Here is a 16,888-nt window from a genome sequence, read left to right on the forward strand (position 1 = left end):
GGCGGCGCCGGGGGCGGCGCCGGGGCGGGTGCCGGCCCGCCMGCGGCCGCAGCCGCCGCCGCGGCAATGGCCGCCAGCGTCGCCGGATCGGCCCCGCCGCCGCCTCCTCCGCCCCCACAACTGGCCAGCGCCGCAGCGCAACAAGCGCCGAGCGTGGCGCGCCCCGCCAGCCGCCGGATTGCCGTCGTCCGTTTCATTCTTCGCCTTTCCCTGTGATGTGTGACACGAAATCAGCGGGCCTCCTGGCACGACTCGTGCGGCCGTTCCGGGGAGGGTTCCACCTCTTTGTCTGGATGACGGCTTTATGAAAACATGCGCCCCCGACAGGTGTCGAACGAGTTTTTGTTGAACAAACTGATAACAAAAACTCAACAGACTTGGCAATCAGGGAGAAGATTCACCAATGAACACGCGTTTTCTCGAGACGCTGGTCATGCTCGACCGGCTCAAGAGCTTTCGACAGACGGCCCAGGTCCTCTGCACCACCCAGGCGGCCGTGTCCAAGCGAATCGAAGCGCTGGAAGAGGAACTGGGCGTCCCGCTCGTCGACCGCTCGCAGCGTGCGTTCAAGCTCACCATCCTTGGAGAGCAGGTGGTCAGCCAGGCCGAGCAGATGCTCACGCTGGAGCGCCAGCTCAAGCTATCGGTCCACCCCGACGCGCCGCCCTCGGGCCGGGTGCGCATCGGCGTCATCGAGACCGTGGTCCACACCTGGCTGACTCAGCTGATCCAGGCGCTGAGCGAGCGGCTGCCGGCCATCGAGCCCGACATCACGGTCGACACCGCCTACAACCTGCGCGAGCAGTTCCGCCAGCGCAGGTTCGACCTGCTGATCCAGAACGACGACATGACCGAAGCGGCCGGCGATGGCGACACGGCCGTCGCGCCGCTGTGCCGCTTTCCGATGCAGTGGATCGCGCGCCCCGCGATGCTGCCCAAGGAGCGCGACCTGCGGCTGGAAGACCTGGAACGGGTGCCTGTGCTCACCTTCTCGCGCACCTCGGGGCCGCGGGCGCATGTGCGGGCGCTGTTCGCGGGGCGCCCTGCCGAGCCGCGCGTATGCAGCTTCCCCTCGGTGCAGTCGATCATCCAGCTGACCAAGGGCGGCTTCGGCGTGGCGGCGATCCCGCCGATCTTCGTGCGCGACGAGCTGGGCGCGGGCTGTCTCGAAGTGCGCGAGGGCCCCGTGCTGCCGCCCATGACGATCACCGTGGCCCATCTGCGCGACACCGCGCCGGCCGCGCACGCTGTCAGCAGGCTGACGCGGGACATCGTGGGCGAGTACTGCGCCGAAGCTGGGGAAAGCTGGGTCAGCGACCTGACCGCTGGAAGCCCGGCATAGCCGGCATCAAGCGCGCACGGCGATGCCCTCGGCCTCCAGCCGCTCGCGGATGCGGCGTGCGAAGGCCAGCGCGTGGGCGCCGTCGCCGTGCAGGCAGACGGTCTGCGCATTGACCGGCACGACGCTGCCGTCGATGGCGGTCACGCGGCGGTCGCGCACGAGCGAGAGGGTCTGCGCGAGGGACTGCTCTTCGCTCTCGATCAGCGCGCCGGGCTGGCTGCGCGGCACGAGACTGCCGTCGGGCATGTAGCCGCGGTCGGCGAACACTTCCTCCACGGGCTCGAGGCCCGCGCGGCGGGCCGCGTCGATCATGTTGCTGCCCGCCAGGCCGAAGAACTTGAGCGAGGGGTCGAAGCGGCGCACGGCCTCACACAGCGCGTCGGCGAGTTCGGGCTCCTTCACCGCCTGGTTGTAGAGCTGGCCGTGGGCCTTCACGTGCGAGAGCTTGCCGCCCTCGGCCTTCACGATGGCCGCGAGCGCGCCCACCTGGTAGAGCACGTTGGCGACGATCTCCCCGGGCGGCAGGTGCATGGTGCTGCGGCCGAAGTTCTCGCGGTCGGGAAAGCTGGGGTGCGCGCCGATGGCCACGCCGTTGCGCATCGCCCAGCGCACGCACTGCTGCATGGTCTTCGCGTCGCCCGCGTGCCAGCCGCAGGCGATATTGGCGGAGCTCACCAGCGCGAGCAGCGCTTCGTCGTTGCCGGCGCCTTCGCCGAGGTCGGCATTCAGATCGATTTGCATCGTGGGCTTCCTTTTTCTCTCTCGCGCTTTCTCGCGATTTCCGGGCAGTCTATGCCGCGTTCGGCCAGCCCGCAGCGGCAAGGCCTTGCGCCACCTGCGACAGGTAGCGCTGCTGGCCGGCCCACGCGGCCAGCGCCTGCGGCTGGTCGACCTGTACCAGGCGCAGCCTGCCGTTGAGCGGCGCCTGCGCGAGCTTCCAGAGGTCGGCGCGGATGACCACGCCGATGCGCGGATAGCCGCCGGTGGTCTGCGCGTCGCCCATCAGGATGATCGGCTGGCCCGAGGGCGGCACCTGGATCGTGCCGGGGATCACGCCCGAGGAGAGCATGTCGCCGCCGCGCTTGCGCTTGAGCTCGACGCCTTCGAGGCGGCTGCCCATGCGGTTGCTCTGCGGCGTGATGCGCCAGCGCTCGCCCCACAGCTGCTCGCGCGCGGCCAGCGTGAACAGCTCGAACTCGGGGCCGGGCAGCACGCGCAGGGCGATGGCGCCGTCGTCCTCGGCCGGGCCCCAGTCGGGACCGCGGATGCCGAAGGGTCGGCGTTCGCGTTGCGCGGCATCGAGCGTCGAAACACCCGTCGCCAAACGGTCGCCCTTGCGCAGCGGACGGCCTTCGAGCCCGCCGAAGCCGGCCTTGAGATCGGTGCTGCGCGAGCCGAGAACCGGCGGCACGTCGATGCCGCCCGCAACCGCCAGCCAGCTGCGCACGCCGGTCTTCTTCGTGCCGGCGGCGTTCGCGCCCGCGAGCCTGAGCGTCTGGCCGGCCGCGACGGGCACGCTCCAACAGGGCCAGATCGGCACGCCGTCGAGGCTGGCGCCGAAGTCGTCTCCCGCGAGCGCGATGCGCGTATCGGTCTCGAACTGCAGCTCGCAGCCGCCCATGGTGAGTTCCAGGCCGGCCGCGCGATCGGCATTGCCCACCAGCCGGTTGGCCAGCGTGAGCGCGAGCACGTCGAGCGCGCCGCCCGGGCAGATGCCGAGCTGGCGATGGCCGTGGCGGCCCAGGTCCTGCACCGAGGCGAGCACGCCGGGTCTGCGTACGACGATCATGTCTGCACGCTCTCGGCAACGAAGCGCACGCGGTCGCCGGGGCGCAGCAGCGTCGGCGGTTCTGCCGCGGGGTCGAACAGCTCGAGCGGCGTGCGGCCGATCAGCTGCCAGCCGCCCGGCGACACCAGCGGGTAGATGCCGGTCTGCTCGCCGCCGATGCCGACCGAGCGCGCGGGCACCGCGAGGCGCGGTTCGGCGCGGCGCGGCGTGGCGAGTTCGGGAGGCAACCCGCCCATGAAGCTGAAGCCGGGCAGGAAGCCCAGCAGGTAGACGACGTACTCGGCAGCGGTGTGGCGCCGCACCACCTCAGCCGGCGTGAAACCGGTATGGGCCGCAACCTCGGCCAGGTCGGGCCCGTGCTCGCCGCCATAGGCCACGGGGATCTCGACCAATCGGCCCTCGACCGCGCCGGCGGACAGCTTCGGCCAGGCTTCGAGCACGCGCGCGGTGAGCGTGTCGAGGTCGATCTCGGTCGGATCGAAGGTAAGCGTGAGGTTGTTCATGCCCGGCAGCGTCTCGCCGACGCCGGGCCACTGCCGCGCATGCTCGGCCAGCGCCCAGATGCGCTGCTGCTGCGCCAGCGTGGCGGGCGCGGGCAGATCGCACAGCAGCGCTGCATCGCCCAGCAGATGCAGGCGGGGCAAGGGCAGGTCGTTCACTTCAAGTCGGCCCGCGGTCAAGGCCGGGCTTTTCGCGGGACACCGTGGAACCGGCTCTGCCGGGCCACCGGTGTCGCCCCCGGTGAGGGGGTTGGCGAAGCGACACGAAGTGCGCGYAGCCTGGGGGAGAGCTTATTCACGTCCGAGGCTGCGGACTTTTGCAGCGAGCTGCTGCTCCACGTTCGGGGAGACGAACTTGTGGACCTCGCCGCCGAGCATGGCGATCTCGCGCACGAAGGTGCTGGAGATGAACTGGTACTTGTCGCTCGGGGTCAGGAAGACGGTCTCGACGTCGGGCATCAGCGAGCGGTTCATGCCGGCGAGCTGGAACTCGTAGTCGAAGTCGGTCACGGCGCGCAGGCCGCGCACCATGGCCTTGCCGCCGCGCGCAACGACGAAGTCGCGCAGCAGGCCGGAGAAGCTCTCGACCGACACCTGGTCGCTGTAGGGCTTGACGGCCTCGCGCGCCATGTCCATGCGCTCGGAAAGCGTGAACAGCGCCTTCTTGTGATGGCCCGCCGCGACAGCGACGATCACCTTCGAAAAGAGCTGGGTGGCACGGCGCACCACGTCCTCGTGACCGAGGGTGATGGGATCGAAAGTGCCGGGATAAACCGCGATGACGTTGCTGGCCATGGTTGCTTCTTCCTCATGCTGCCGGTGCGGCTTGTCCGGCGGATTATGCAGTCCCCTGCGCGGCGGGCCTCAGCAGATGTGCGTGAACGGCGCCGGCCTTGAGATAGCGGAAGGCCGAGAGGCCGAGCGCCGCGAGCTCTTCGTCGCTCCAGCGGCGCGGCGCCTCGAGGTAAACCGAGCCCCCGGCGCGCAGCGCGCGCACGGCGGCACGCAAGGCCGGCTCGTGGAGCGCGGTGTTGTCGAAGGGCGGGTCGAGGAACACGACGTCGAGGCTGCCGGCCGGCACGCGTTCGAGCGCGGTGAGGCCGTTGCCGCGCTCGATGCGAACGGCCTCGGCCTCGAGCTTGGTCCTGACGGCCTGCAGCTGGGCGACGAGCGCCGCGTCCTGCTCGCACAGCAGCACACTGGCCGCGCCACGCGAAGCGGCCTCGAAGCCCAGCGCGCCGGTGCCCGCGAAGGCATCCACGCACTGCCAGCCAGGCAGCTCGCCGCCGCCTGCTCCGGCCAGGCTCGCGAGCCAGTTGAAGAGGGTCTCGCGCACGCGGTCGGGCGTGGGGCGCAGGCCGAGCTTGTCGGCCACGGCGAGGCGGGTGCGCTTCCATTGGCCGCCGATGATGCGCACCTCGCTGGGCTTCGACGGGCGCTTCACCGCGGGCTTGGGCTTGTTCCCGGCTGGCGCGGAACGGGAGGCTGGGGAGGCTTTCTTCTGGGGCTGGGGCATGCGGCGAGCTTAACGCCGCCACATCCGCCGATCTCTCAAGCCCCGGTGAGCGCACGCCGCGCCAGCATCGCCGCCAGCACGAGCATGGTGCCGCCGACCAGCGCATCGAGCATCTGCCAGGCGCGCGGCTTCGCGAACACCGGCGCGAGCAGCCGCGCGCCGAAGCCCAGCGAGGTGAACCACACCACGCTCGCCGTGGTGGCGCCCGCCACGAACCAGACCTTGAGCAGCCCCGCGTACTGCGCACCCGCGCTGCCCACGAGCAGTAAGGTGTCGAGGTACACATGCGGATTCAGCAGCGTGAAGCCAGCGGCCTGCGCCAGCACCGCCGCGCGCGACAGCGACGAAGCGCCCTGCGCCGAAGCCTGCAGCGCCGCGGGCTGCCGCGAACGCCACAGCGCCTTGAGCCCGTAGCCGCACAGGAAAGCGGCCCCCAGCCCCGCGAGCACGGTGGCCAGCATCGGCCGTCCTTGCAGCGCCTGCGCCATGCCGGCCACGCCGGCGCCGATCAGCACCGCGTCGCTGGCGGCGCAGAAGAGCACCACCGGGCCGACGTGCTCGCGGCGCAAACCCTGGCGCAGCACATAGGCGTTCTGCGCACCGATGGCGACGATGAGGACCAGGCTCATGAAGAGCCCGTTGGCGAAGGCGGTGGTGACGTGTACGGCTTGCATGCATTCGAGGATGCCGTCCGCACCGGATTAATTCAAACTAAACTTTCTTAAGCAGATTCAGTTTTTCTTCATTCCATCAGGCCCAGCCCATGCTCGACTACGCCGCCCTGAACGCCCTCGCCGCCGTCGTTCGCGAAGGCAGCTTCGAACGCGCCGCCCGCGCGCTGCACGTCACGCCCTCGGCGGTATCGCAGCGCATCAGGCAGCTGGAGGAACGCACCGGCGGGGCGCTGCTGGTGCGCGGCCAGCCCTGCGTCGCGACCGAGGCCGGCCAGCAGCTGTGCCGGCACGTCGAGCGCGTGGGCATGCTGGAACACGAGCTGCGCGACGCCCTGCCCGCCCTGGGCATGGGTGGCGACGAGGCAGGCAGCGAGCGCGTCACGATCCGCGTGGCGGTCAATGCAGACACGCTCGCGACCTGGTTCATCGCAGCCGCGGCGGCCTTCACTGCGCAGGAGCCGGGCGCACTGCTCGACCTGACGGTGGACGACCAGGACCACACGGCCGAGCGGCTGCGCAGCGGCGCGGTGCTCGCGGCGGTCACCGCGCTGGCCCAGCCGGTGGCGGGCTGCAACAGCGAGGCGCTGGGCACGACGCACTACGTGGCGGCCGCCAGCCCCGGCTTCGTGCGCGAGCATTTCGCCAAGGGCGTGGGCGCCCGCACGCTGGCGAGCGCGCCCAGCCTCGTGTTCGACCGCAAGGACAGGCTGCAGGCACGCTGGGTGCGGCGCATCTGCCACCGCAATGTCGAGACGCCGAGGCACTGGATTCCCTCGCCCAGCGCCTTCGTCGAGGCGGCGTGCTCGGGAATGGGCTGGGGCATGCACCCGGTCAGCATGGTGGCCGGGGCGCTGAAGGAAGGAAGACTGGTCGAGCTGGTGCCCGACTCGATGCTGCCGGTGCCTCTCTACTGGCAGCACGCGCGCGCGGCGCCCAAGCTGCTGGAGCGGCTCGGCGCCGCAGTGCGCGCGGCCGCCACCAGCGGCCCGCACGCATTGGACTAGGGCTGCGCCTTGGCGGTCTTGGCGTCCTTGGCGCCCACTACCACCGTCACCATGCGCTCGGGCTGCAGCTTGCGCTGGAAGGCGGCCTTCACGTCGGCGGCGGTGACCGCGTTCATGCGCGCGGTCCAGGTGTCGAGGTAGTCGAGCGGCAGGTCGTGCCAGGCGATGTTGGCGACGTTGCCGATCAGCTTGCGGTTGCTGTCGAGCAGCAGCGGGAAGCCGCCGATCAGGTTGTCCTTGGCGGCCTTCAGCTCGGCGGCGGTCGGGCCTTCGGCCACGAACTTCGCGAGCACTTCGCGCGACACCTTCACGGCCTCCTCGGCCTGGTCGGGCCGGGTCTGGAAGCCGACGCGGAACGCGCCCGCCTCGAGCCCCGGCGCGAAGCCGCTGTAGATGCTGTAGGTCAGGCCGCGCTTCTCGCGCACCTCGTTCATCAGGCGCGAGACGAAACCGCCGCCGCCGAGCACGTAGTTGCCCAGCGTGAGCGCGAAGTGGTCCGGGTCCTTGCGCGGGTAGCCGGGCTGGCCGATGAGCACGTGGGCCTGCGCCGAATCGAAGGCGATGCGCTCGTTCTTCGGCGCGGTCAGCGCCGCCACGGGGGCGACAACCGGCAGCGGCGTGCAGGCCTCGGGGCCGGGCAGGCGCGACAGCAGCGTGGTCGCGATGCTCTCGGCCTCGGCGCGCGAGACGGCGCCGACGATGCTGAGCTTGGCGCGGCACGGCACGATGAGCTGCTGGTAGCGCTGGCGCATGGCGGCGGTGTCGATTCGCGCGAGCGTCTCTTCCGTCACTTCCTGGCCGTAGGGGTGCGTGCCGTACACGTCGGCCGCGAAGGCGCGGCCCGCGACGGTCGCGGGCTTGGTGTTGGCTTCCTTGATGGCGGCGTTGATGCGCTCGCGCTCGCGCTGCCACACGTCGTCGGGGAAGGAAGGCTCGCCGATCTCGCGCGCGGCCAGCGCCACCGCCTTGTTCAGCAGCGCCGGATCGGACAGCGAGCGCAGCGAGTAGCTGGTGCGGTCGGTGCCGGCGCTCACGTCGAAGCTGGCGCCCAGATCGGCCCAGGCTTCGCCCAGGGCGTTCTGGTCGAGCGCGGGTTCGCCGCTCTTGCCGGCGCGCACGCCCTTCTCGACCATGGTCGCGGTGACGCTGGCCAGGCCGGCCTGCGGCGCCGGGTCACGGCGGCTGCCGGCGTCGAAGTCGAGCTGCGCATCGACGATGGGCAGCGCGTTGGTCGACACCAGGTAGATCCTGGCGCCGTTGGCCAGCGTCCAGTGCTGGATGGGCAGCGCGGCCTGCGCGCCGGTGATGCCCGCCACGGCGATCGCACCCGCGATCAGGGCGCGCCGCGCGGTCTTGATGAAAGTTTTCTGCATGGGAATCCTGACCTTTCAGCGCATCTCGCCCGCGGGCGCGGCGAAGCCACGGCCACGCGGCCTGGCTTCGGGCGGCAGGGGACGCAGCGTGGCGACGGTGAGCTGGTCGTCGCCGAAGTACTTGGCGGCCACGGCCTGCACCTGGGCGGCCGTGACGGATTGCAGCCGCGCGACGATGCGCTCGCTGGCATCCAGCGGCAGGCCCTGGATCCAGTTGCTGCCGAGTTCGCGCGCCTGTGCCATCACCGAGTCGCGCTTGTAGGTCTCGCTCGCCACCCACTGGGTCTTGACGCGGGCCAGTTCGGCCTCGCCCACGCCATCCTTGGCGATGCGCGCGACCTGGGCGCGCAACGCGGCCTCGACCGCTTCGGCGCTCTTGCCGGCGGCCGGCACGCCGTCGAGCACGAAGAGCTGCGGCCCGCGCCCGATGAAGCCCGAATAGGCGCCGGCCGAATCGGCGACGCGGTCGGGGCCCTGGGTCAGCGCGCGGTCGAGCCGGGCGCCGGAATAACCGTCGAGCACGGCGGAAAGCACCACCAGCGCCCAGGCGTCGCTGTTCACGTCGTCGATGCTGGCGAGCTGCGGCACGCGGTAGGCGAGCGACACGTAGGCCTGCTCGGCCGGCGCCTTCAGCTCGATGCGGCGGATACCGCGCTGCGCAGGCTCGATGCGCGGCTTGCGCGCGGGCACGGCGCGCGAGGGGATGCGGCCGTAGTACTTCTCGGCCATGGCGCGCACCTGGGCCACGTCGACGTCGCCGGCCACCACCAGCACGGCGTTGGCGGGCACGTACCACTGCCTGAAGAAGGCGCGCGCGTCCTCGGGCGTCATGGCGTCGAGGTCGCTCATCCAGCCGACCACGGGGCGGTGATAGGGAGAGGCGGTGAAGACCGCCGCGTTCTGCTGCTCGCCGAGCAGGGCGCGCGGCTGGTCTTCGGTGCGCAGGCGGCGCTCTTCCTTGACCACCTCGATCTCGCGCTTGAACTCGTCGTCGGGCCACTGGTTGTTGGCGAAGCGGTCCGATTCGAGCTTCATCACCTGCTCCAGGCTGCCGACCGGGATCTGCTGGTAGTAGCCGGTGTAGTCGCGGGTGGTGAAGGCGTTTTCCTGGCCGCCGAGGGCGGCCACGCGGCGGGAGAACTCGCCGGGCTTGATGTCCTTGGTGCCCTTGAACATCATGTGTTCGAGCGCATGGGCCACGCCGGAGGTGCCGTCGACCTCGTCGATGGAGCCGACGCGGACCCAGACCATCTGCACCGCCGTGGGCGAGCGCCGGTCGGGCTGCACGATCAGCGTCATGCCGTTGGCGAGCGTGAATTGCTGGGGGCCGGGAGCCGCGGCGGCAGCTGCGGCGGAAGGCGGGGCGGATTGGGCCCGGGCAGGCACGGCCCATGGCGCCAGGAGCGCCATCGCCAGCACCGCACCAGACGCAGCACGGCGTGGCGGAAGGTGTTTCATAGAATGGCTCGGATTGTAAAAAGCTCCTGATGTTCAGTTTCTTCAAGAAAAAACCGCCTGCCGAGACCCCCGACGCGCCGGCGCCCACCCCGCCGGCCCCGGCGGCGCCTGCTCCGGAACCTGCACCGGCACGCTCGGTGTTCTCGCCATCGAGCTGGTTCGGCTCGAAGCCGGTGGCGGAAGAAACGCCCGCGCCCTCCCCGGCACCCGCGCCCGTCGCCGCGCCGGCCCCAGTGGCTGCGCCGGCACCTGCTCCCGTCCCGGTTCCGCCGCCTGCCCCGGCCCCAGCTCCCGTTCCGGCGCCCGCACCGGCACCGGTCGCCATCGCGCCGGCTGCCGAACCCGTCATCGCCACCGAACGCAAGGGCTGGTTCGACAAGCTCAAGACCGGCCTGCGCAAGACCGGCACCGGCATCCAGGCCGTGTTCGTCAACGCGAAGATCGACGAAGAGCTGTACGAGGAACTCGAATCCGCCCTGCTGATGGCCGACACCGGCGTGAAGGCGACCGAATACCTGCTCGACGACCTGCGCGGCCGCGTGAAGCGCCAGATGGCCACCGATGCCTCGCAGGTCAAGGCGCTGCTGGCCGAGACGGTGGCCGATCTGCTGAAGCCGCTCGAGAAGCCGCTGGTGATCGGCCAGTTCACGCCCACCGTGATCATGGTGGCCGGCGTCAACGGCGCGGGCAAGACCACCTCCATCGGCAAGCTCACCAAGCACCTGGCCGACGAAGGCGCCTCGGTGCTGCTGGCGGCGGCCGACACCTTCCGGGCGGCCGCGCGCGAGCAGCTGCTGGTCTGGGCCGACCGCAACACCGTCGAGATCGTGAGCCAGGAAGGCGGCGATCCGTCGGCCGTCAGCTTCGACGCGGTGAACGCCGGCAAGGCGCGCGGCAAGGACGTGGTGCTGGTCGACACGGCGGGCCGCCTGCCGACGCAGCTGCACCTGATGGACGAGCTCAAGAAGATCAAGCGCGTCGTCACCAAGGCCGACGGCACCGCGCCGCACGAAGTGCTGCTGGTGATCGACGGCAACACCGGCCAGAACGCGCTGGCGCAGGTCAAGGCCTTCGACGAGACGCTGGGCCTTACGGGCCTGATCGTGACCAAGCTCGACGGCACGGCCAAGGGCGGCGTGCTGTGCGCCATCGCGCGTGAAAGGCCGATTCCGGTCTACTTCATCGGCGTGGGCGAGAAGCTGGAAGACCTGGAAACCTTCAACGCCCGCGAGTTCGCGCAGGCGCTGCTCGGATAAACCGGGCCGACAAGAAAAAAGCGGCCCCGGCTTGCGCCGGGGCCGATCACTTTTTCTCTCTCTCCCCTACCTACTCCTGTCGCGGAAACGCGATGCAGTGAAGATAGGTCACGGCGCAGATGTCCGCCAGTGCCGAAAGTCATGGGGTGCGCAGAAGACGACGCCTACACATCGCTTCTGCCGCCAAAAATAATAAAAACGAATTCAATTGCTGGCTGACGGAGGCCGGTGCCAGCTATCTCGCGCCCGTGAGCTCGGCCATCGCCTGCAGCAGCTGGTCGGCCGCCACCGGCTTGAAGAGCACGGGCACCTGCGACTCGCGCACCCGCTGCAGCCGGTCCGGCGAGGTTTCGCCGGTGATGAGCAGCAGCGGCATTGCCGCGCCGTCGACCTGGCTCAGGCGCAGGCCGGCATCGAGCCCGTCGACGCCGTCGGCCAGGCGGTAGTCGCACATCAGCAGGTCGAAGGGCCGGCCTTCGCGCGCGGCGTGGCGCAGGGCCGCATGGGCGGCAGCCTCGTTCGCCACGGCATGGGCTTCGATGGAGTGGGAGCGCAGCAGGCCCATCATGGCCTCGCGGATCTCCAGTTCGTCGTCGAGCAGCAGCACCCGGCCGGGCAGTGCCAGCATCGGCACCCTGCGCTCATCGGCCGCGCTCCCTCCGGCCAAGGAAGCCGGCAGCAGCCCGGCGGGCGCCCGCTCGGGGGCGCCCGCGACGGGCACCACCACCCGGAAATGCGTGCCCCGCCCCGGACGCGAATGCATCTGCACCGGATGCCCCAGCAGCCGCGACAGGCGCTGCACGATCGACAGCCCGATGCCCAGCCCCCGCGAGCGGTCGCGGCCCGGATTGTTGATCTGGTAGAACTCCTCGAAGATCCGCCCCGACTGCTCGGGCGCGATGCCGATGCCGGTGTCGCGAACCTCGATCCACACCGACTCTCCGCGCTCTCGCGCCGTGACGGTCACGCCGCCGCGCATCGTGTACTTGAGCGCGTTGTCCATCAGGTTCGACAGCATGCGGTGCAGCAGCTGCGGATCGCTGTGCACCCACAGGCCGCTGGCACGCACGCGCAATTGAAGCTCCTTCTGCTCGGCGCGTGCCGAGAAGGTGTGGTTGAGCGGCAGGAACAGCGCATCGAGCTGCACCGGCTGAGGCGTGGGCGTGATCACGCCTGCGTCCAGGCGCGAGACGTCGAGCATGGTGTCGAGCGAGGCGCCCAGCGCGTTCACCGCACGCATCAGGCGCTCGGCGTTGCGGCCTTCGGGGCGGTCGCGCAGTTCGTTCTCCAGAGCGGCGCCGAAGAGCGCGATGGCGTGCAGCGGCTGGCGCAGGTCGTGGCTGGCGGTGCCGAGGAAGCGCGTTTTCTCCTCGCTCGCGCGCTCGGTGGCGGCGATCTGCTCGCCAAGCCGCGCGGCCAGCGCCTCGTTCTCGAAGCGCAGCATCAGCGACTCGGTCAGCAGCTTGTGCTGGCCGATGCCGGCATGGAGTGTCAGCAGCAGGTAGGCCGCGCCGGCCGCCGCAAGGAACAGGTGCAGCCCGTCGCCCTGCCAGGCCAGCGCCGTGATCATGCCCAGCGACATCGGCATGGTGTAGCCGAAGAGCGCCGGCTTCAGCGGCCACAGCGACTGCGCCGCCCGCGCGCAGCTGCCGACGATCACCGCCATCAGCAGCGAGGTCATCGGCAGGTTGTTGTGCGGCACGATGAGCCAGGGCACCACCGCCGTGACCATGCTCACCAGCGTGACCACGCGCGAGATCTTGCGCGCCCAGTAGGCGCTCTCGCGCACAGGCCGCGACGGGGTCCAGCGCGGCGTGAAGAAGACATAGATGTCCGCCATCAGCAGGCCGGCGAGCCAGAACAGCAGGCTCGGGTCCCTCAGCTGCGAATAGATGATGGCGCCGAACACGACCACGAAGGCCATGTGCGTGAGCGTCGAGGCGCTGTAGGTGCTGTAGACCGAGGCGACGTGCTCGCGCAGCACCCGCTGGCCGAGCGCATGGTCGGCGGTCGGGGCGTTCGGCGTGGCGGGCGGCACGCTCAATGCAGAGTGCTGATCAGCTGGGCACGCGAGCGCATGCCGAAGAGCAGCAGGATGGTCGAGACATGGTTCTTCACCGTGCCTTCGCTCAGGTTCGCGAGCTGGGCGATTTCCTTGTTGGCCTTGCCTTCGAGCACCCACTGCAGCACCTGCATCTGCCGTGGCGTGAGCTCCTGCCAGGCGCTGGCATGGGCGAACTCGGCGTAGCCGCTGAGGGCCTTGCCGGGCAAGGCCGGGGCCGCCGCCGGTTGCTGCTGCTGTTGCGTGGCGTCGGGGCCGCCGTCGAGCAGGCCGCAGGCGCGGATGAAGCTCACGACCTCCTTCAGGTCGGCCGACTTCGGCAGGAAGGCGGCGGCGCCCAGCGCGAGCACGCCCTGCGCCAGCGTACTGTTGCCTGTGCCCGAGAGCACCACGATCCGTGCCTCGGGAAAGCGCATGCGGAACTCGGCCAGGCCGCTCAGTCCGTGGGTGTCCGGAAGCGCCAGGTCGAGCAGCACCAGGCCGATGGAAGACTGGTGGGCTTCGTAGAGCCGAAGCGCCTCGGCGACGTTGCTGGCCTCGAAGACTTCGATGCGCGCGTCGGAGGGACTGGCCTGGGCCTGCACCAGGGCGCAGACGCCCAGGCGCAACAGGTCGTGGTCGTCCACGACCAGGATCGCCCGAGGCGTGCGGGCGGCCGTACCGGACTCCGCGGCCGGCGATCGGGATGCGGGGGGAGAGTCGAAGGAAGGCACCAGCCGATCTTAGCCGTGCAACCTTCTGGAGACAGTGCCAAAAGTCAGGACGAGTGGCGTGGCTGTAGTGCTTTATGCTACTTATTTGATAGCATTTTCACATGGCATGCGCACTTGCCATCGGGCTTCTCTGTGGGCACCATGGAAAGTCCCGCCGCACCGCACGGCGCCCACGGAGACTCGCCATGACGCACACCGCCGCAGCCCCCCTCGAAGCCAGCGATCGCAAGGTCGACCGCCTGCTCGCCCATTACGAGGAGAGCCACCGCAACCCGACCAACGAGCTGATCCACTTCGTGGCCATCCCGGCCATCATGCTGAGCATCGTCGGGCTGCTGTTTTCGATCCATCCCTGGGTGGCCTACGGCTTCGTGGCCGCCAGCCTCGTCTACTACGCGTTGCTGCGCTCGCCGGCTTTCCTGCTGGCCATGGTGGCACTGACCGCCTTGGCCCTCGTGGTGGTGCATGCGCTGGGGGAACTTGTATTGCCGGTTTCCGCCGCTATCTTTGTAGTGGCCTGGATCTTCCAGTTCGTGGGCCACAAGATCGAAGGCAAGAAGCCGTCGTTCTTCGAAGACATTCAATATCTCTGGGTCGGTCCCCTTTTCGTCTTGTCCAAGCTCTTCCTAAGGCTGGGAATCGGCTGGTAGGCTTTGACTATTCTGGCGATAGGAATTCAAGGGAACCCTTGGATTAGCACTCCCTCTAATCGAGTGCTAATATGGCCAATACAAAGGAGTTTCCCCTGATGACAACGCTGTCTGGAGTCTCTGCCAACCAGCTGGCCGTCGCCAACCCTTGGTCGATGGTTCCCCCGCTGGGCAACCTGGACGCCTACATTTCGGCCGCCAACCGCCTGCCCATGCTCACGCTCGAAGAAGAGCAAGGCTACGCACGCAAGCTGCGCGACCACAACGACCTTGAAGCCGCAGGCGCACTCGTGCTGTCGCACCTGCGCCTCGTGGTGTCCATTTCCCGCCAGTACCTGGGCTACGGCCTGCCGCACGGCGACCTGATCCAGGAAGGCAACGTCGGTCTCATGAAGGCCGTGAAGCGCTTCGACCCCGACCAGGGCGTTCGGCTTGTGAGCTACGCGATGCACTGGATCAAGGCCGAGATCCACGAGTACATCCTGAAGAACTGGCGCATGGTCAAGGTCGCGACGACCAAGGCCCAGCGCAAGCTGTTTTTCAACCTGCGCTCGATGAAGCAGGGCTTCAAGGCCGACTCGGCCATTGCCGACACCGGCACGCACCGCGACACCCTGAGCCCCGACGAGGTCTCGCAGATGGCAACCCGCCTGAACGTGAAGCCCGAGGAAGTGCTCGAGATGGAAACCCGCCTTTCGGGCGGTGACGTGATGCTCGACCCGGGCCCGACCGACGACGGCGAAGAAGGCTTCGGCCCGATCGCCTACCTGGCCGACGCCTCGCAGGAACCCACCGCCCTGCTTGAATCGCAGCAGCGCGATCGCCTCTCGAGCGACGGCATCGCGACCGCCCTCGAAGCGCTGGACGACCGCAGCCGCCGCATCGTGGAAGAGCGCTGGCTCAAGGTCAACGACGACGGTTCGGGCGGCATGACGCTGCACGACCTGGCTGCCGTGTACGGCGTGAGCGCCGAGCGTATCCGCCAGATCGAGGTGGCGGCCATGAAGAAGATGAAGAAGGCGCTTGCGGAATACGCGTAAGCCCCCTGCCCATCACGAACAAGGCCCGGCACTGCCGGGCTTTTTCATTTCGAGAGCGTCCGCAGCGCCCGCTTCGCGATGTAGCGGGTTTCGGCGGCATCCGACTCCGCCAGCCACCGCGCGCAGAGCTTGTCGACCCACTCGGGCTGGCTCTTGCTCGCGTCGTTGAGCCAGTTCGCCACCGAGTTCTGCACATAGCGGCTGGTATCGGCGCGCAGCGGTTCGATCAACGCCAGCGCGCGCCAGGGCTCGGCCTTGAGCGCTTCGATCTGCGCACACCACACACCGCGCGGCCGCGTGAGCTCGCTGGCAAAGCGGCGGATGTTGGGATCGGCATCGAACACCCAGGGCTGCAGCAGCTCGAGCGCTTCGTCGAGCGATGCGTTCACCGCATCGCGCACCGCCATCCACGCGATCTCGCGCACGCCGAAGTGCGGGTCGGCGGCGAAGCGGCGCACCGACTCCAGCTGCGCCGCCAGCGGCAGGCCCGAGAGCGTGATCCACTGCGCCGCCCAGCAACGTGCCACGTCACTCGCATGCGTGGCCAGCCGGTGCGCGACGGCATCGCGCTTGTCGTGCAGCGCGGCCAGGTCGTAGAGCGCGCGCGAGATATGCCCATGCCGCTGCATCGGCTTGAAGGCACTCAACATCGCGATGGTGTCAGCCAGCCGTTCGCTCTCGGCGTCGAGCCCGATATGCCCTGCCACGCTGCGCGCGAGCCGGGGCAGTTCGAGCGCGAGGAATTCGTTGAGGTTGACGGTTTCGATCAGCCCGTCGTTGAGGGCATCGAGTACCTCGGGCGGGATGAGCGCGATGCGGAAGGCGCCCTTGCGTCCCTTCAGGTGCCCGAGCGGATCGGTGACGGCCATCGGATGTCGGCGCTTCTCAGGAAGCCAGCAGCGTCTTCAGGTCGGCCACCATCGGCGCCACGCCCGCGCCATAGCGCGCGTAGAGCCGCAGCCGGCCTTGCGTGTCGTAGACGTAACTGGCGGCCGAATGGTCCATCGAGTAGCTGGTCGGCGTCTTGCCGTCGACCTTCTTGTAGTAGACCTTGTAGTCCTTCGCCACTGCGGCCAGCTCGTCGGCCGTGGGGATCAGCGCGACGAAGCTCGGGTCGAACGCGCCCATGTAGGCCTTCAGCACCTCGGGCGTGTCGCGCGCGGGGTCGACCGTGATGAACAGCACCTGCAGCTTGTCGCCGTCCTTGCCGAGCTGCTGCTTGACCTGCGCCATCTCGGTCATGGTGGTGGGACAGACGTCGGGGCACTGCGCGTAGCCGAAGAACAGCACGACCAGCTTGCCCTTGAAGTCGGCCAGGGTGCGGACCTTGCCGTCGGCATCCTTCAGTGAGAAGTCCTTGGCGTAGTCTGCGCCGGTGATGTCGACGGCGTTGAAGCTGTGCCTGGTTTCGCTGCACGCCGAGAGACCCAGGCCGAGCGCGGCGCTGACGCCCACCCAGCCGGCGCCGGCGGCCATCAGTCGAAGAGCGTTGCGCTTGTTCATTGAAACTT

The 16,888-nt window shown here is 69.2% G+C and carries 17 protein-coding genes; 5 read left to right on the plus strand and 12 right to left on the minus strand.

Annotated features, from left to right (window positions below; genetic code table 11):
• Positions 1-403 precede the first annotated feature (403 nt).
• On the plus strand, positions 404-1,342 hold the full coding sequence (locus QMO14_RS22755) for a LysR family transcriptional regulator (protein ID WP_301509912.1): 939 nt from the start codon (positions 404-406) through the stop codon (positions 1,340-1,342).
• Positions 1,343-1,348: 6 nt separating this feature from the next.
• On the opposite strand, the gene pxpA is transcribed toward QMO14_RS22755, so the two are convergent.
• From pxpA to QMO14_RS22785, 6 genes are all read right to left on the minus strand, one after another.
• On the minus strand, positions 1,349-2,083 hold the full coding sequence (gene pxpA / locus QMO14_RS22760; RefSeq protein WP_301509913.1) for a 5-oxoprolinase subunit PxpA: 735 nt from the start codon (positions 2,081-2,083) through the stop codon (positions 1,349-1,351).
• Positions 2,084-2,132: 49 nt separating this feature from the next.
• Positions 2,133-3,131: a biotin-dependent carboxyltransferase family protein gene (locus tag QMO14_RS22765; protein ID WP_301509915.1), complete on the minus strand. Its 999-nt coding sequence runs from the start codon at positions 3,129-3,131 to the stop codon at positions 2,133-2,135.
• Positions 3,128-3,775, minus strand: coding sequence for a 5-oxoprolinase subunit PxpB (gene pxpB / locus QMO14_RS22770; RefSeq protein WP_301509977.1), 648 nt, complete (start codon positions 3,773-3,775; stop codon positions 3,128-3,130). Before pxpB ends, QMO14_RS22765 begins: the two co-directional genes overlap by 4 nt.
• Positions 3,776-3,922: 147 nt before the next feature.
• On the minus strand, positions 3,923-4,426 hold the full coding sequence (gene coaD, locus QMO14_RS22775; protein ID WP_126025542.1) for a pantetheine-phosphate adenylyltransferase: 504 nt from the start codon (positions 4,424-4,426) through the stop codon (positions 3,923-3,925).
• Positions 4,427-4,469: 43 nt separating this feature from the next.
• Entirely contained in the window at positions 4,470-5,147 is a 678-nt protein-coding gene (locus QMO14_RS22780) for an RsmD family RNA methyltransferase (RefSeq protein ID WP_301509917.1), read from the minus strand.
• A 35-nt stretch (positions 5,148-5,182) separates the two neighbouring features.
• Entirely contained in the window at positions 5,183-5,821 is a 639-nt protein-coding gene (locus tag QMO14_RS22785; protein WP_301509918.1) for a LysE/ArgO family amino acid transporter, read from the minus strand.
• A gap of 89 nt (positions 5,822-5,910) precedes the next feature.
• Between QMO14_RS22785 and QMO14_RS22790 the strand changes: the two genes are divergently transcribed.
• Complete coding sequence (locus tag QMO14_RS22790) at positions 5,911-6,825, plus strand: LysR family transcriptional regulator ArgP (protein ID WP_301509920.1); 915 nt, start codon at positions 5,911-5,913, stop codon at positions 6,823-6,825.
• Here the strand turns inward: QMO14_RS22790 and QMO14_RS22795 are convergent.
• Both QMO14_RS22795 and QMO14_RS22800 read right to left on the minus strand, forming a co-directional pair.
• Positions 6,822-8,198: a pitrilysin family protein gene (locus QMO14_RS22795; RefSeq protein ID WP_301509921.1), complete on the minus strand. Its 1,377-nt coding sequence runs from the start codon at positions 8,196-8,198 to the stop codon at positions 6,822-6,824. The two genes, QMO14_RS22790 and QMO14_RS22795, sit on opposite strands and share 4 nt — an antisense overlap.
• A 15-nt stretch (positions 8,199-8,213) precedes the next feature.
• Positions 8,214-9,656, minus strand: a complete 1,443-nt coding sequence (locus tag QMO14_RS22800; protein ID WP_301509922.1) for a pitrilysin family protein — start codon at positions 9,654-9,656, stop codon at positions 8,214-8,216.
• Positions 9,657-9,685: 29 nt separating this feature from the next.
• Here QMO14_RS22800 and ftsY point away from each other — a divergent pair, with 29 nt between their 5' ends.
• Positions 9,686-10,912, plus strand: coding sequence for a signal recognition particle-docking protein FtsY (gene ftsY, locus QMO14_RS22805; protein ID WP_301509923.1), 1,227 nt, complete (start codon positions 9,686-9,688; stop codon positions 10,910-10,912).
• Between the two features lie 235 nt (positions 10,913-11,147).
• Here ftsY and QMO14_RS22810 read toward each other — a convergent pair whose 3' ends face one another.
• Both QMO14_RS22810 and QMO14_RS22815 read right to left on the minus strand, forming a co-directional pair.
• Positions 11,148-12,956 carry a hybrid sensor histidine kinase/response regulator gene (locus tag QMO14_RS22810; RefSeq protein ID WP_301509925.1) on the minus strand — a complete coding sequence of 603 codons (1,809 nt, stop codon included), beginning with the start codon at positions 12,954-12,956 and terminating at the stop codon, positions 11,148-11,150.
• A complete protein-coding gene (locus tag QMO14_RS22815; RefSeq protein WP_301509927.1) occupies positions 12,953-13,600 on the minus strand; it encodes a response regulator transcription factor in 648 nt (215 codons plus the stop codon). Before QMO14_RS22815 ends, QMO14_RS22810 begins: the two co-directional genes overlap by 4 nt.
• Before the next feature lie 272 nt (positions 13,601-13,872).
• On the opposite strand from QMO14_RS22815, the gene QMO14_RS22820 reads away from it, so the two are divergent.
• Both QMO14_RS22820 and rpoH read left to right on the plus strand, forming a co-directional pair.
• A complete protein-coding gene (locus tag QMO14_RS22820; RefSeq protein ID WP_301509929.1) occupies positions 13,873-14,337 on the plus strand; it encodes a DUF962 domain-containing protein in 465 nt (154 codons plus the stop codon).
• Positions 14,338-14,435: 98 nt separating this feature from the next.
• On the plus strand, positions 14,436-15,377 hold the full coding sequence (rpoH, locus tag QMO14_RS22825) for an RNA polymerase sigma factor RpoH (protein WP_301509932.1): 942 nt from the start codon (positions 14,436-14,438) through the stop codon (positions 15,375-15,377).
• 44 nt (positions 15,378-15,421) lie between these two features.
• Here rpoH and QMO14_RS22830 read toward each other — a convergent pair whose 3' ends face one another.
• The gene (locus QMO14_RS22830) at positions 15,422-16,246 is read right to left on the minus strand and encodes a DNA alkylation repair protein (RefSeq protein ID WP_301509933.1); all 825 of its coding nucleotides are present in this window, start codon (positions 16,244-16,246) and stop codon (positions 15,422-15,424) included.
• A gap of 16 nt (positions 16,247-16,262) precedes the next feature.
• Positions 16,263-16,880 (minus strand): SCO family protein, encoded by a 618-nt coding sequence (locus QMO14_RS22835; protein WP_301509934.1) that lies wholly within the window; start codon positions 16,878-16,880, stop codon positions 16,263-16,265.
• Between the last annotated feature and the right edge of the window lie 8 nt (positions 16,881-16,888).

Source organism: Variovorax sp. CAN15 (assembly GCF_030462475.1).
Lineage (GTDB): Bacteria > Pseudomonadota > Gammaproteobacteria > Burkholderiales > Burkholderiaceae_C > Variovorax.